The sequence below is a fragment of the uncultured Roseobacter sp. genome, assembly GCF_947491795.1.
Taxonomy (GTDB): domain Bacteria; phylum Pseudomonadota; class Alphaproteobacteria; order Rhodobacterales; family Rhodobacteraceae; genus Roseobacter.
This window is the reverse complement of sequence record NZ_CANLKW010000002.1, coordinates 769,415-783,849: the sequence shown is the minus strand read 5'-3', so window position 1 is coordinate 783,849 and position 14,435 is coordinate 769,415. Positions and strand designations below refer to the sequence as shown.

Here is a 14,435-nt window from a genome sequence, read left to right as displayed (position 1 = left end):
GCCAGAGGAATAAAGGAGATGGGCATGGGCCTTCTGGTGGACGGAGTATGGCAGGACCAGTGGTACGACACGAAATCGACCAAAGGAAAATTTCAGCGTTCTGAAGCGAAATTCCGAAACTGGGTAACGGCGGACGGATCACCAGGACCCTCCGGCACGGGGGGATTCGCTGCCGAATCGGGCCGGTACCATCTCTATGTCAGCTACGCCTGCCCCTGGGCGCACCGCTCGCTGATCTTCCGCCAGCTGAAAGACCTGGGCGATCATATCGCAGTTTCCGCCGTTCATCCCGACATGCTTGGCGATGGCTGGTCCTTTGACACAGACCAGAACGGCGCCACCGGCGACAGGCTTTTTGGATCTGCCTTTATGCGGGATATCTACACCCGGGCGGATCCGGTCTTTTCAGGCCGCGTGACGGTTCCCGTCCTTTGGGATACCGCTCAGAACACAATCGTTTCGAACGAAAGCTCCGAAATCATCCGGATGTTCAATTCGGCCTTTGACGGCATTACCGGCAACACCGATGACTACTGGCCACAGGCCCTGCACGAAGCGATCGCACCGGTAAACGACCGGATTTATGACACCCTGAACAACGGCGTTTACAAATGCGGATTTGCAACCACCCAGGATGCTTATGACGCAGCCGTAGGCCCTCTGTTCGACACGCTGGACTGGATCGAAGAGCGGCTTTCCACCAACCGCTATCTGATGGGCGATACCCTGACCGAAGCAGACTGGCGGCTGTTCACCACCCTGATCCGGTTTGACCAGGTCTATCACCTGCATTTTAAGTGTAACCGCCAGAGAATAATCGACTATCCGAACACCAGCGGATACCTGCGGGAGCTGTATCAGATGCCCGGTATCGCCCCTACGGTCAACCTGGCGCATATCGTGCGTCACTATCACTACAGCCACGAGAGCGTGAACCCGCACCGCATCATTCCGATCAATCCGGTGCCGGATTTCGATGCGCCCCACGGGCGCGACTGATGGGTGGTCAGCGTCTCGCCGGGCCCTGTGGCTCCGGACGGGGCGCGTGATGCTCGACCATTGCCGCCAGATCCGAGGGTGGCGTGCGGGTCGGCACAAAGGCGCAGGCGTTCGGTGCCAGTGAAAAGATCGACCCATCCGAGAAGAAGCTGGTGTTGGTCACGAAAATGACCCGCGCCCACGGCTGCCGGTAACTGGCATAGTCAGCCACAGCCAGCGCCGAGTCCTCTCCCAGAATAAGATTCAGAATGATGACCTCAACGTCATGACCCGCCAGGTATTCTGTAGCCTCGACCTGGCCTGGCGCGTGAAAGACAGACATACCGGTCCGGCGGAGATAGGAAACCCATATCCCTGCAAGACCTTTGTCTTTCTCAACAATAAGGACTTTCATCTGATCACCCATCCGGGATAGCTGCATTGTGCGCTGGTACACCACTGGTCTGCTTCAAAGATTAACAAACGGTTAAAATCAGCCTGTCCCGTGAACACATCTCTGTAAGTCTTGAACAAACGGCTGGATTCCGCTTTTTGTCGGTGAAGGACGCGCGGATAAGCGCCGGTCAGGCAGGAAAGAGCGGAAAAGTGAGCACCGACAAACGCGATCACGGCGGCGGACTGGATGCGGCGGTAAAACGTTGGGGCGGCTCACGAATCGGGTGGATCGACCTGTCGACCGGTATCAATCCGCACCCCTATCCCATCGGACGCTATGACCAGGAAGCCTGGACTGCTCTGCCGGACAGCGCCGCACAACAGGCCCTGCAGGACGCCGCCCGCAGCTTCTGGAATGTGCCTGACGGCGCTGATGTCCTGGCGGCACCGGGCGCGTCAGCTCTTATTGCAGCACTGCCGGGCCTGTGGCCGGCGGACAGGGTGATGATCCCGCCACCGACATACAACGAACACGCCGCGGCTTTCCGCGCGCACGGCTGGGATGTGCAGACCAGCGGGGATGCAACAGCGCAGGTTGTTGTCCATCCCAACAACCCTGACGGTGTGCGGTGGAGACCTGACACGCTGCCTTCGCGCGATGCAACCCTGACGGTGATCGACGAGAGCTTTTGCGACGTCTGTCCGGAGGCTTCCATGATCGCGCTGGCGGAAAAGCCGGGTTATGTGATCCTCAAGAGCTTTGGGAAATTCTGGGGATGCGCCGGGCTGCGTCTTGGGTTTGCAATCGCCACCCCGGAGACAATCGCACGGCTGCGCGACAGGATCGGCCCCTGGGCTGTGTCCGGCCCCGCCCTGCACACCGGAACCGCTGCTCTCAGGGATACCGCATGGGCGCAGGCCACGCGTCTGCGGCTGAAACAGGACGCAACCCGGCTGGATGCGCTGATGACAGGCGCGGGGGCGACCCCCGCAGGCAAAGGCGGCACAGACCTCTTCCGCCTTTACCGGGTCGAGGATGCGACCGCGTTGCAGCACCGGCTGGCCGAACACCATATCTGGACCCGGACGTTTCCCTATTCTGCAGAATGGATCCGCCTTGGCCTGCCTGCCGCGATCCACTGGCCCCGGCTCGGGGCGGCACTGCGCGCATGAGCCTTGCAGCCCTTCTTGTGGCGGCACTGCTGCTGGATGCGGCTCTGGGCGAGCCAGACTGGCTCTGGAAACGGTTGCCACATCCCGCGGTTCTGATGGGGCGGATGATCGGTGGACTGGACCGGGCGCTGAACACCGGCAGTGCGCGGCGGCTCAAAGGCGTCTCCGTTGCCCTGCTGCTGGTATTGACCGGCGTGTTCGCCGGAACGGTCCTGTCACTGGCGGGCCCGATTGCAGAAGTCGTCATCGCGGCCATCCTGCTGGCACAGCGCTCACTGGTTGATCATGTCCGTGCTGTCTCAGACGGTCTGCGGCACTCGCTGAAAGAAGGGCGCAGACATGTCGCCATGATCGTCAGCCGCGACACAGACGGCATGGACGATACTGCCGTCGCCCGCTCCGCCATCGAAAGCGCGGCAGAGAACCTGTCAGACGGTGTTATCGCGCCTGCCTTCTGGTTTCTGATCGCGGGGCTGCCCGGGCTGATCACGTATAAACTGGTGAATACCGCTGACAGCATGATCGGCTACAAAAACGCGCGCTATGCCGAATTCGGCTTTGCTGCGGCGCGTCTGGATGATCTGCTCAACCTGATCCCTGCACGCCTTACCGCCGGTCTGATCGCTGTTGTGTCCGGTGTGACGGATGTGCGGGGCATCTGTACGGATGCGCGTCTGCACCGCTCTCCGAATGCAGGCTGGCCCGAGGCGGCGATGTCGCGGGCGCTGGGTGTCGCACTTTCAGGGCCGCGCGCCTATGACGGCGAGATGCGGGATTTCGCCTATGTGAACGAGGCCGGGCGGCGCAGCCTCGGTCTGGTGGACATCGACGGCGCAATCGGCATGCTGTGGCGGACATGGGCGCTGTTTACCGCCCTGTGCCTGATGATTGCCCTGCTGACCTGATACAGGAGTCTTTGAATGCGTCTGACAACCGCCGCCTTTGTGGCTTTCGCCGTTTCCGCATCAACCGCCGTGGCCTGTGGCGGCAGCTTCAGCAGCTTTGTCGGCGGACTGAAATCCGAGGCCCTGTCCCGGGGCCATTCCCAGGCCAGTGTTGACAGGTTTTTTGCCAGCGTCCGGCAGAGCCAGAGCGTGCTGCGCGCTGACCGGGCACAGGGTGTTTTTCAGAAACCTTTTACTGATTTCGCCCGCAACCTGATCTCGCAGAGCCGTCTGAAAAAAGGCCAGGCCAAAGGGCGTGAATTTGACCGCGTGTTCGACACAATTGAAAAACAATACGGGATCAACCGGGGCGTCCTGCTCGCTTTCTGGGCTTTTGAGACAGATTTTGGCGGGTTTCAGGGTGATTTCAACACGGCCAACGCGCTGGTGACACTGGCCCATGACTGTCGCAGGCCCGAGCTGTTCCGCCCGCAGGTTTTTGCCGCTTTGAAACTCTATGAACAGGGCGGATTTGATCCGGCCACCACCACCGGCGCCTGGGCCGGCGAGATCGGGATGGTCCAGATGCTGCCCGGGGACATTCTGGAGCATGGCACCGACGCCGATGGCGACGGGCGCGTGTCGCTGAAAACCTCTGCACCTGATGCGCTTGTTTCTGGTGCCGCTATGCTGAACGGGTTTGGCTGGCGTCCGGGAGAACCATGGCTGCAGGAAGTGCGCGTTCCGGCAGAGATGGACTGGTCGCTGAGTGGCATCACCACCACGCTGCCCGTGTCGAAATGGCAGTCGCTGGGCGTTGCGGCCCGCAGCGGAAATCTCGCACAGGGGATGAAAGCCTCGCTGATCCTGCCGCAGGGGCGCAAAGGCCCGGCGTTCCTGGCCTATCCGAATTTCAACGTCTATTTCGACTGGAATCAGAGTTTTACCTATGTTCTGACGGCCGCCTATTTTGCCACCCGTATCGAAGGCGCGCCTGCATTTGATCCCGGAACCCCCGAAGCAGGCCTGGCAGGCGAGACCATGAAACAACTGCAGCGCAAACTGCAGAACAGGGGCCACAACGTGGGCAAAATCGACGGTATTCTGGGGGCCGGAACACGCGCAGCGGTGCAGGCCGAGCAAAAACGTCTGGGTCTGCCTGCCGACGCCTGGCCCACGCAGGCCTTATTGTCCCGGCTCTGACGTGCTTGGCGTTAACCTTTTTTTACCCGAATTAACCTAAATTCTTCCGCGAGACATACATTCAGGTTTGTTTTTTACTTATGACCCTGTCCGGACCCGATCCGGCAGGGTCATTTTTCCTGCTCAGGGCGCACCGGAAACCGCTCGCCTTTTTCCGTCAGCAGGATGATGCGCCCGGCGTTTTCCACGTATCTGTCACATCGCGCAAAGCCGTTACGATAATCGATACAGACCGTGCCATCGGCCCTGATCCGGTACCGCCCGAATGCCGTCTGGCCGCTGGCATAGGTGTAGGAATAAGCACCCCCGGCTGAATAGGCAGACCGGCCGTCGTCATAAAACGTCAGCGTGCGCCCTTCGGTCAGCGTAGCAGCTTCCCTGGCATCCAGCGGGTGATCGCCGTCTCTTATGGCCCAGTCCTGCGCTGTCGCGGCAGAGGCCAGCACCATAATCACGGCTGTTACGGTAAAACGTCTCATCGCCTCAGGTTTGCACATCCTCGGGCGGGTTTCTCACACGTTTCAGTGAGCGCCCGGGCAAAGGCAGTGACCAGCCGGATCAGGCGACCAGCGTCTCAGCCTTTTTCAGATCGACCGAGACCAGCTGGCTGACGCCCTGCTCGGCCATTGTCACGCCAAAGAGCCGGTCCATGCGCGCCATCGTCACGGCATGGTGCGTGATGATCAGAAACCGCGTGTCGGTCTGGCGGCACATCTCGTCCAGCAGATCACAGAACCGCGTGACGTTGGCATCATCCAGCGGCGCATCCACCTCATCGAGCACGCAGATCGGTGCGGGATTGGCCAGAAACACCGCAAAGATCAGCGCCATAGCTGTCAGGGTCTGCTCACCACCCGACAGCAGGCTGAGGGTCGAGAGTTTCTTGCCCGGCGGCTGACACATGATTTCCAGGCCCGCTTCCAGCGGGTCATCGCTTTCGACCATCACCAGATTGGCCTCACCCCCGCCAAACAGGTGTTTGAAGAGCATCGAGAAATTGGTGTTCACCTGCTCAAAGGCTGTCAGCAGACGCTCGCGCCCTTCTTTGTTCAGACTGGCAATCCCGCCGCGCAGCGTGCGGATCGCCTCTTCCAGATCTGCCTTCTCACGGGTCAGCGTATCGTGCTCTGTCTGCACATCCTTTGCGTCCTCCTCGGCCCGCAGGTTCACCGCCCCCAGGGCATCGCGCTGGCGTTTGAGACGGTTCACATCCGCCTCCAGGGCCTGAGCGTCCGGCATTGCGTCTGGTGTGGTGTCCAGCTGGCCCAGCAACTGGCTCGGCGTGACCTGTGCCTCATCTGCTATCCGTTCTGCCGCTGCCGCCACTGTTTCACGGGCTGCGTCACTGCGCGCCTCTGCCCGGGCGCGGGCCTCACGTGCCTCAGACGCCAGCCGCTCGGCGTCCCGCTCCGCGATTGTGGCTTCGCGCAGCGCTGTCTCTGCCACCGACAGACGGTCGGCGCTTTCTGCACGGCAGGCCTCTGCCGTGGTGATCGCCTCTGACAACTCTTCGCGCCTGGCAGCCAGCTCTGCGGGGGCCGCACTGGCCTCTTTCAGTTCTGCTTCGGCGTGGCCTTTGCGTTCGACCAGCTCTGCGCTGCGTTTTTCCGCCGTCTCCAGGCGATGCCGCCAGCCGCTGATCTCTTTTGTTACTTCCTGCGCCCGTCTGGTCCGGGCCTCGCCCTCGCGGCGCAACTCATCATGGCCGGAGCGGCGCGACATCATGGTGATCCTTGCCGCCTCAACCGCCACACGCACCGCCTCGACCTGATCGCGTGCCTCGGCCAGATCGCCCAGTTCCTCAAGCGCGCGCTCGGCCTCCTTCAGGCGGGTGCGCGCGGCCATGGCCTCTTCCTCGTGGCGCGCCACCGCCAGCCCGAGCGATTCCAGTCTTCCCTCGGCCAGGTTGCGATCTGCCTCCGCCTTGCTGAGCGCGCGCCCCGCATCTGCCACCAGACGGTCGGCGGCGCGACGCGCCTCACGGGCCATCTGGTCGGCGCGGGTCAGCTCGCCCAGCTGCGTTGTCAGCCGCTCATGTGCGGCCAGCGCCCCTTCGGCTTTCTGACTTGCCGTCTCCAGCCCCTGTTTCAGCCCTTCTAGACGGTTCAGCTGCTGCAGACGCAGCGCGGCAGCCGACGGCGCATCCTCCGCCCAGGCGCGATAGCCGTCCCAGCGCCACAGATCCCCCTCTGAGGAGACCAGCCGCTGTCCCGGCAGCAAATCTTTTTGCAGGCGCGGCCCGTCATCTGCATCCACCAGACCGATCTGGCCCATCCGGCGCGCCAGCACACCTGGCACCGACACAAAGAGCGACAGGGGCTGAACGCCCTGCGGCAGGGGCTGGTGCTTTTCATAGGCGGGCAGAACCGCCCATCCCGACGGACCATCCGCAGCCACCTCGGGCGCGCGCAGATCATCGGCCAGTGCGGCCCCAAGCGCTTTTTCGTACCCGGATTTCACCTGCAGATCATCCAGGATCTGGCCACCCTCTGCCGTGTCGCGCGCCACCAGCTTGGCCAGGGCACCAGCCTCGGCGCGCAGCGCATTGACCTCCCCTTCGGCCTCGGAACGGTGCGCGCGGGCATCGGCCTCGCGGGCCTGTGTTTCGGCACGGGCCTCCTCGGCTTCCTGCAATGCTGTGTCCGCATCTGCGGCGGTTTTCACCGCCTGCGCTTCTGCGGCATGCGCAGTGGCAAAATCGGCGCCCGCTTTTTCCAGCGCGGCTTTGCTGGCGGCCACGGCCTCACGGGCACGGGCGGCCTCCGCTCCGGCGCGGCTTTCGGTTTTGCGGTTGTCCTCCAGCAGACGCTGCGCAGACTGGTGACGCGCCGCCAGACGGGCCATATCCTCGGTCTGCTGAGACATCTCGCCTTCGCGGGTCTGCAAAACGGCTGCCGCCTCGCGCGCCGCCTCGCTGGCCTCTTCGAGCTTTTCGCCGTGACCCTCTGCAGCCTTTGCGAGTTCGCGGGCTTCCCATTCCAGCCGTTCGATTGTCTCGCCCGCGTCACGGTTCAGCCCGCCTTCGCGTTCAATATCGCGGCTCAGCTGCGCAATGCGGCCCGTCAGCGTCTCAATCTGCGCCTCGGCCCGGGCCTCCTGATCGCTCAGCGTATCGCGCTGAACGGCCAGCCGCTGCAGGACCGCTGCCGCAATGGCTTCTTCTTCGCGCAGCGGCGGCAGCGCGTCCTCTGCCGTCTCGCGGGCTTTGGCCGCCTCGCGCACGGCGGCCTCTGCCCGGGCTGCGGCTGTCACCCGCTCGCGCAGCACTTCTTCGGCAGTTGCGCGGGCATCATCCGCTTCGCGCCAGCGACGATAGAGCAGCATGCCTTCGACCCGCCGCAGCTCGTTGCCGATCTCGCGGTAGCGCGCGGCCTGACGGGCCTGCCGGGCCAGCTGCGACAGCTGTGCCGCCAGCTGTTCGATGACATCGTCAACACGCGCCAGGTTGGTCTCGGCCCCCTTGAGTTTCAGTTCCGCCTCATGCCGCCGCTGATACAGCCCGCTGATCCCGGCTGCTTCTTCCAGAATACGGCGGCGGTTCTTGGGGCGCGCATTGATCAGTTCTGCGATCTGTCCCTGACGCACCAGCGCGGGGCTGTGCGCGCCGGTAGAGGCATCGGCAAACAGCATCTGCACATCGCGGGCGCGCACATCTTTTGGCCCGACCTTATAGGCACTGCCGACATCGCGGGTGATGCGGCGCACAATCTCAAGCGTGTCTGCATCATTAAAGCCGGCAGGTGCCAGACGTTCGCTGTTGTCGATATGCAGGGACACTTCGGCAAAGTTGCGCGCGGGCCGCGTCGCCGCCCCGGCAAAAATCACATCTTCCATACCGCCGCCGCGCATCGCGGTGGGACGGTTTTCTCCCATCACCCAGCGCAGCGCCTCGAGCAGGTTCGATTTGCCACAGCCATTGGGGCCGACCACGCCGGTGAGACCATCGGTGATGATCAGATCGGTCGGATCAACAAAGCTTTTAAAGCCCGTCAGCCTGAGTTTGGAGAAGCGCAATCGAGTGCCCCGGTGTGATTCCTGTTAATCCCCAAGCCTGAGGTCCAGGCACGGGAACTGTCAACCGAAAGACACCACAGGATGCGGCATCCGGGCACTTATCCACAAGATATTGTTGAAATGCCGGGATCAGACCGCTGCGTTATTGACAATCCGCTGCATCCTGCGTCCCATGGTGACACTGACGACTGCCGGACTTTTCAATGCGCCCCCTGATCTTTTCTCTTGTGACACTGACCGCTGCTGTAACAGTGGCCGGACCGGCCAGCGCGATGGCACCGGCAGAGGTATTCAGCCGCAGTGTTCTTCTTGGCTTCAACCACCCGGTGCCTGATGCACTGCACCTTGTCTTTGTCCTGGTCATCGGTGCTGCAGCAGCACTTTCCGGTCGTCTGGTGTCCGGCACCCTGTCCTGGCTCGCGTCCATGCTGCTGGCCTGTCTGGCCATCGCAGCACTGGACGAGACACTGCCTCTGCGCCAGGTGCTGATCGGGGTTTCCGTGCTGACCACAGGCTGCCTTATTGCTTCGGCCCGCCGCCCGTCCCTTGCGACCGTGGCGGCTGTATTCGCAGGGTTCGGCCTGTTGCAGGGTGCAGTTTTCTATGGGCCCATTGTCGCCGGTGCCGGTGCAGCCTCCCCTGGTGCCATTGGCAGCTATCTGATCGGCTTTGGGGCGACCCAGGCGCTCATTGCCGCAGCTGCGGCCTTTCTGGCATTGCGCATTCACCCCGTATCTGTGCGCCTTGCCGGGGCTGCGCTGGCGCTCTCGGCGCTGCTGCTGGCGTTTGAGGTGGCAGAAGCCGCATTGCTCGGCTGATACAGGGCACGTGAAACCAATTGCCGCCCGCCTGTTTTGGTAATATAAAATGACCAATCAGGAGGCCCCATGCCCTTTCGTCCCGTCCAGTCCGAAAAACTCTCCTCAGCGGTGGTGCGGCAGATCGAGCTGCTGATCCTGCGCGGCATCCTGCGCCCGGGAGAGCGTCTGCCGGCGGAACGGGAACTGGCGGAACGCCTCAAGGTCTCCCGCCCCAGCCTGCGCGATGCCATCGGCGTGCTCCAGGAACAGGGACTGCTGAGCGCACGCGCCGGTGCCGGGATCTATGTGGCAGATGTCCTGGGCTCGGCTTTTTCACCTGCGCTGGTCCAGCTCTTTGCCCGGCACGAGGCCGCTGTTTTTGACTACCTGTCCTTTCGCCGCGATATGGAAGGGCTGGCCGCCGAACGCGCGGCCAGGGTGGGCTCAGAAACCGACTTGCGGGTTGTGCAAACAGTATTCGACCACATGCGGGCCGCCCACGACAGCCGCAATCCCGAAGAAGAAGCACAGCTGGACGCCCGGTTTCACATGGCGATTATCGAGGCGAGCCACAACGTGGTTATGCTGCACATGATGCGCTCCATGTACGAACTGCTGCGCGAGGGCGTCTTTTACAACCGCCAGATCATGTTCCGCCAGAAAACCACGCGGGGCAGACTGCTCGAACAGCATGCAGCCATTAATGATGCCCTGCAGGCACGCGACCCGGAAGGGGCCCGCGCCGCTGTCGAAAGCCACCTGTCCTTTGTGGAAAAGGCCCTGCGTGATCAGCAGCGGGCCGACGCGCTTGAAGAGGTCGCGCGCCAGCGGCTCGATCACGAGACAGAACACAAACCGGCGCCCGCCCGGCGCTGACCGCGGGCCCGGGCCAAACAAAAACCCCGGCACAATGGCCGGGGCTTTCAAATCATATCATGCGTGTCAGCAGTATCAGTGCAGACGCGCATCCACCTCGGCGATGGCGCTGTCGATCAGGCTGTTCGCGTCCGACGCTGTCATCTGGCTTGCAATCACTTCACGCGCAGCAGCAACAGCCACGGTGATGGACTGATCCCGCACGTCCTTGATGGCCGCAGACTGCGCTGTGGCGATCTGCTCTTCTGCAGCGGCCATGCGGCGCTTGAGCGAGGTTGCCAGATCGGCACGGGCTTCTTCAGCAGCGATGCGGGCGTCTTCCTTGGCCGCCTCGACGATGCGGTCCGCCTGTTCCTGCACTTCGCGCTGCTTGCGCTCATAGCTGGCCAGCAGGCTCTGTGCCTCGTCCCGCAGCGCACGCGCCTCGTCCAGTTCCGACCGGATGCCCTCGGCACGGCTGTCGAGCATTTTGCCGATCATGCCCGGCACTTTGAAATAGATCAGAATACCGATGAAAACGACGAGACCCAGGAACACCACGAAGTCCGTGTTCGCGAGGGAAATACCGCCACCGGCAGCAAGGGCCGGGCTGGCTGCGGCCAGTCCTGCACCAAATGTCATCAGGCTGGTGAGAATACGCATGTCTGTTATCCTTTCAGCCGGGCGCCGATGGCAGCATCGACGGCTTTGTCGTCCGCTTTACCACCCAGCGCTGTGACCAGCTCTTTGGCGGTGTCCGACGCAACCACTTTGACAGCGTCCATCGCACCGGCGCGGATCTCTGCAATTGCCTTTTCGGATTCCGCACTCTTGGCGGCGATCTCGGCGTCGGCCTTTGCGATGGCGACGTCCAGATCGGACTGAATTTCTGCTTTGGCTTCTGCAACGATGCGCTGTGCCTCGGCACGGGCGTCGATCAGGGCCTTGTCATATGCAGCCTCGGCCTCCTGGGCTTTCGCCTTCAGGTCCTCTGCTGCAGCAATGTCGTTCGTAATCGTGCCCTGACGCTCTGCAAGAACAGAAGCGATCCGGGGAAGAGCCACGCGGGACAACACGAAATAGATCACCACAAGGGTCAGCACCAGCCAGAAGATCTGGTTCCCCCAGGTGGAGAAATCGAGTTGCGGCATGCCGGGTCCGGCAGCGGCCTCAGCGCCTTTTGTTTCGGTTGCCATATTGGTCTCCTGAAGAAACGGCCGTTACATCGGGCAGCGCACCATCAGCACGCCGCCCGACCGTAAGGAATATCGTCTCTTAAGTTCTCAGACGGCAAACATCAGCAGCAGGGCGACGAGGAAGGCGAAGATGCCCAGAGCCTCGGCGAACGCGATGCCGATGAAGAGTGTTGCTGTCTGGCTTGCAGCAGCGGATGGGTTGCGCAGGGCGCCCGCCAGGTAGTTACCTGCAACGTTGCCAACCCCGATTGCGGCGGCACCAGAACCGATTGCTGCCAGACCTGCGCCGATGTGTGCGAGTTCGCCTTCCATGTGAATTCTCCTTACGATTGGAAGTTGAGTATTTGAACGGGCGTTTCCGTCCGAAATCAGTGATGCGGGTGAAGCGCGTCCTTGAGGTACACGCATGTCAGAATGGTAAAGACGTAGGCCTGGATAAAGGACACAAGGACCTCCAGGCCGTACATCGCCGTGATGCCCAGGATCGCGACCGGGCTGACAACGGTCAGCGCGGCAAATCCTGCGAAAACCTTGATCACCGCGTGACCCGCCATAACGTTGCCCGCAAGACGAATAGAATGGCTGACCGGGCGCACAAAGTACGAGATCAGCTCGATGATTGCGAGGATCGGACGCAGTGCCAGCGGAGCGGAAGAGACCCAGAAGAGGCTCAGGAAACCGGCACCGTTTTTGACAAAGCCAACAACGGTCACGGTGATGAACACGGCCATGGCCAGCACAACCGTCACAGCAAAATGGGACGTGGGCGTGAAGGACGCCGGGATCAGACCCAGAAAGTTAGCACAGACGATGAACATAAAGAGCGTCATGATATAGGGGAAGAACTTGAGCCCTTCTTTACCGCAGATATCCTCGACCATTTTGTAGACGAAACCATAAGCCAGCTCGGCGACCGACTGCGAGCGCGACGGCACAACCGCACGCTTCGAACTGCCAACCACCAGAAGAAGAATGATCGCCACGATCGACAGGCCCATCCAGAGCGCCGCATTGGTGGGCGTGTACCACGTCACATCACCGCCAAAGATCGGCTTGATGAGAAACTGGTCCATTGGCTTGAATACCAGACCGCCGCCTTCTGCCTTGTCCGCCATTTCAGGCTCCCTCGTCTTTCATCTCGGCCTCTTCGGCCAGTTTCTTCTCCTGGATCTCCTGCGCGGAGCGGAGCATCGTTTTGACCCCGGCCGCCAGACCCAGCATAGTAAACAGCACCATGAACACCGGCAGCGTTCCGAACAGAACATCAAGCCCGTATCCCATGCCAAAACCGATCCCGAGACCCGCGACCAGCTCGATCACCATTCGCCAGGCAAGCTGCGCCTGAGAGTAGTGCTCATCCATCCGGGGGCCCGGCTCCTGCGCCTCCTTCGCAGCCTTGATCCGAGCTTCCAGCGCTTTGAGTTGCTGATCCGGCTCGGTGTCTGACACGCGAAAACGCCCCCTTCATGGAACTGCCGCTTAGCTATTGCGCGCCGCCACATGAGTCAACAGGCATCAAATGGGTGACGGCAGGCATTTAAACTGTTGATTTTAAGTGTATTTCACCCCCAGCAGAACAGACGGGTCACCCTGTCGCAGGGGTGTATTCGGGGATTACGGGCCAATCGCGTTATTCAACCAATCGGTTGATCTTGGCCGCCCGCCCCGCCGGCGCGATAGGCCTGTGTCTCGTCCAGCAGCCAGGCGCTGAACCGTTTGACCGCCGCGCGGCGCCGGGCCTGCGTGCCGTACACGAGGTAGAACGCACCGTCCCGGATCCCGGTCTCAGAACAGCGCACGAACCGGCCCATCGACTGGTCATGCGACACGCATTCGGTCGAGCCCATGTAAAGCCCCAGACCGTTCAGCCCCGCCTCATAGGCCAGCGGTGATTTCAGCCGCCAGCCGCCCTCCGGCAGGCGCGTCGCGCTGATCCCGGCGGCCGCAAACCAGTCGTTCCAGATGTTTTTGGACCGGTCACGTAACATCGGCAGGCCCAGCATGTCCTCCGGGCGGTCGATCCTGTGCCGGTCCAGAAACGCGGGCGAGGCATGCGGATATATGGGCGCAGAGCTCAGCAGGTCCGCCGGCACGTCCAGACGCCCGGTATGCGCAAACCTGATCGCCAGATCAGCCTCGTACCGGTCCACATCCGCCAGCATGGGCGAGGAGTCCAGCCGCACCTCGATGTCCGGATAAGCGGTCTGAAACCCCGACAGACGGGGCAGAATGAACCGTTCGGCAAAGAGCGGTTCGCTGTTAACGGTCACGCGCCCGCGCGGCACCGCAGACAGATCCTCTGTTGCCTCTGATATCGCATCCAGCGCGGGCAGGATGCGTTCCAGATAGTCCTGCCCAGCCGCTGTCAGTTCCACGCCGCGCGGCAGATCGCGGAAAAGCTGCACACCCAGACGCGCCTCCAGCCCGCGCACATGGCGGCTCACCGCAGAGTGGCTGACGTTCATCTCGTCAGCGGCCCGGCTGAAGCTCTGGTGCCGTCCGGCAGCATCAAAAGCGCGCAGCGCATTGAGCGGTGGGAGTGTCCTCGACATGCCCATACGTGACTTTTCTGCACATATCTTGTCAAGGATTGGCGTTTGTGGCGGCGCAACAGGTCGATTAGACAGGCATTACACCCCTGAAAACAGGTTCATCATGACTTTAATGCACACTAACGCGCCCCGGCGCGACCCATCCCTGCACGCGGAAACCAGGCGGATCACACTGATTTCGCGCATCGCTGCGGCCATGAAGCGGTGCATTCCGGCGCGCGGACGCTATGACAGGCTGCCCCCGCTCAGCGACCATCTGGCCCGTGATATCGGGCTCGACGCGGCCGATCTGGCAGCGTCCCGCCACCGGTTCCCGTCGCAGACGACCTTTCATCCGCGCGGGTGACGCCCCTTTTCTGTTCTGCTCTGCGGGGGTATGACGGG

At 62.1% G+C, this 14,435-nt stretch carries 16 protein-coding genes; 7 read left to right on the top strand and 9 right to left on the bottom strand.

What is annotated here, in order from left to right; translation table 11 throughout:
- Positions 1–24: 24 nt before the first annotated feature.
- On the top strand, positions 25–999 hold the full coding sequence (locus Q1A34_RS10735) for a glutathione S-transferase family protein (protein ID WP_300033626.1): 975 nt from the start codon (positions 25–27) through the stop codon (positions 997–999).
- Between the two features lie 7 nt (positions 1,000–1,006).
- On the opposite strand, the gene Q1A34_RS10730 is transcribed toward Q1A34_RS10735, so the two are convergent.
- Positions 1,007–1,393: a hypothetical protein gene (locus tag Q1A34_RS10730; RefSeq protein ID WP_300033624.1), complete on the bottom strand. Its 387-nt coding sequence runs from the start codon at positions 1,391–1,393 to the stop codon at positions 1,007–1,009.
- Between the two features lie 191 nt (positions 1,394–1,584).
- Between Q1A34_RS10730 and cobD the strand changes: the two genes are divergently transcribed.
- Genes cobD through Q1A34_RS10715 form a run of 3 tightly spaced genes read left to right on the top strand, consistent with a single transcriptional unit; the run spans position 1,585 to position 4,634 of the window.
- Positions 1,585–2,547: a threonine-phosphate decarboxylase CobD gene (gene cobD, locus Q1A34_RS10725; protein WP_300033622.1), complete on the top strand. Its 963-nt coding sequence runs from the start codon at positions 1,585–1,587 to the stop codon at positions 2,545–2,547.
- A complete protein-coding gene (cbiB, locus tag Q1A34_RS10720) occupies positions 2,544–3,452 on the top strand; it encodes an adenosylcobinamide-phosphate synthase CbiB (protein WP_300033620.1) in 909 nt (302 codons plus the stop codon). The genes cobD and cbiB overlap by 4 nt, the downstream gene beginning before the upstream one ends.
- Before the next feature lie 15 nt (positions 3,453–3,467).
- Positions 3,468–4,634, top strand: coding sequence for a lytic murein transglycosylase (locus tag Q1A34_RS10715; protein WP_300033617.1), 1,167 nt, complete (start codon positions 3,468–3,470; stop codon positions 4,632–4,634).
- 110 nt (positions 4,635–4,744) lie between these two features.
- On the opposite strand, the gene Q1A34_RS10710 is transcribed toward Q1A34_RS10715, so the two are convergent.
- Together Q1A34_RS10710 and smc are read right to left on the bottom strand one after the other, a co-directional pair.
- Positions 4,745–5,113 (bottom strand): hypothetical protein, encoded by a 369-nt coding sequence (locus Q1A34_RS10710; RefSeq protein WP_300033615.1) that lies wholly within the window; start codon positions 5,111–5,113, stop codon positions 4,745–4,747.
- Positions 5,114–5,192: 79 nt separating this feature from the next.
- Positions 5,193–8,648: a chromosome segregation protein SMC gene (gene smc, locus Q1A34_RS10705; RefSeq protein WP_300033613.1), complete on the bottom strand. Its 3,456-nt coding sequence runs from the start codon at positions 8,646–8,648 to the stop codon at positions 5,193–5,195.
- A gap of 203 nt (positions 8,649–8,851) precedes the next feature.
- On the opposite strand from smc, the gene Q1A34_RS10700 reads away from it, so the two are divergent.
- On the top strand, positions 8,852–9,466 hold the full coding sequence (locus tag Q1A34_RS10700) for a HupE/UreJ family protein (protein WP_300033611.1): 615 nt from the start codon (positions 8,852–8,854) through the stop codon (positions 9,464–9,466).
- A gap of 69 nt (positions 9,467–9,535) precedes the next feature.
- Positions 9,536–10,324 (top strand): FCD domain-containing protein, encoded by a 789-nt coding sequence (locus Q1A34_RS10695; protein ID WP_300033610.1) that lies wholly within the window; start codon positions 9,536–9,538, stop codon positions 10,322–10,324.
- 75 nt (positions 10,325–10,399) lie between these two features.
- On the opposite strand, the gene Q1A34_RS10690 is transcribed toward Q1A34_RS10695, so the two are convergent.
- The 6 genes from Q1A34_RS10690 to Q1A34_RS10665 form a co-directional block, all read right to left on the bottom strand.
- The gene (locus Q1A34_RS10690; RefSeq protein WP_300033608.1) at positions 10,400–10,966 is read right to left on the bottom strand and encodes a F0F1 ATP synthase subunit B; all 567 of its coding nucleotides are present in this window, start codon (positions 10,964–10,966) and stop codon (positions 10,400–10,402) included.
- 5 nt (positions 10,967–10,971) lie between these two features.
- On the bottom strand, positions 10,972–11,499 hold the full coding sequence (locus tag Q1A34_RS10685; protein ID WP_300033606.1) for a F0F1 ATP synthase subunit B': 528 nt from the start codon (positions 11,497–11,499) through the stop codon (positions 10,972–10,974).
- 87 nt (positions 11,500–11,586) lie between these two features.
- A complete protein-coding gene (locus tag Q1A34_RS10680; protein WP_011567586.1) occupies positions 11,587–11,811 on the bottom strand; it encodes a F0F1 ATP synthase subunit C in 225 nt (74 codons plus the stop codon).
- 56 nt (positions 11,812–11,867) lie between these two features.
- On the bottom strand, positions 11,868–12,614 hold the full coding sequence (locus tag Q1A34_RS10675; protein ID WP_300033604.1) for a F0F1 ATP synthase subunit A: 747 nt from the start codon (positions 12,612–12,614) through the stop codon (positions 11,868–11,870).
- A gap of 1 nt (position 12,615) precedes the next feature.
- A complete protein-coding gene (locus tag Q1A34_RS10670; protein ID WP_300033602.1) occupies positions 12,616–12,948 on the bottom strand; it encodes an AtpZ/AtpI family protein in 333 nt (110 codons plus the stop codon).
- Between the two features lie 185 nt (positions 12,949–13,133).
- The gene (locus Q1A34_RS10665) at positions 13,134–14,051 is read right to left on the bottom strand and encodes a LysR substrate-binding domain-containing protein (RefSeq protein WP_300033600.1); all 918 of its coding nucleotides are present in this window, start codon (positions 14,049–14,051) and stop codon (positions 13,134–13,136) included.
- A 103-nt stretch (positions 14,052–14,154) separates the two neighbouring features.
- On the opposite strand from Q1A34_RS10665, the gene Q1A34_RS10660 reads away from it, so the two are divergent.
- The gene (locus tag Q1A34_RS10660) at positions 14,155–14,397 is read left to right on the top strand and encodes a hypothetical protein (RefSeq protein WP_300033598.1); all 243 of its coding nucleotides are present in this window, start codon (positions 14,155–14,157) and stop codon (positions 14,395–14,397) included.
- Positions 14,398–14,435: the final 38 nt, after the last annotated feature.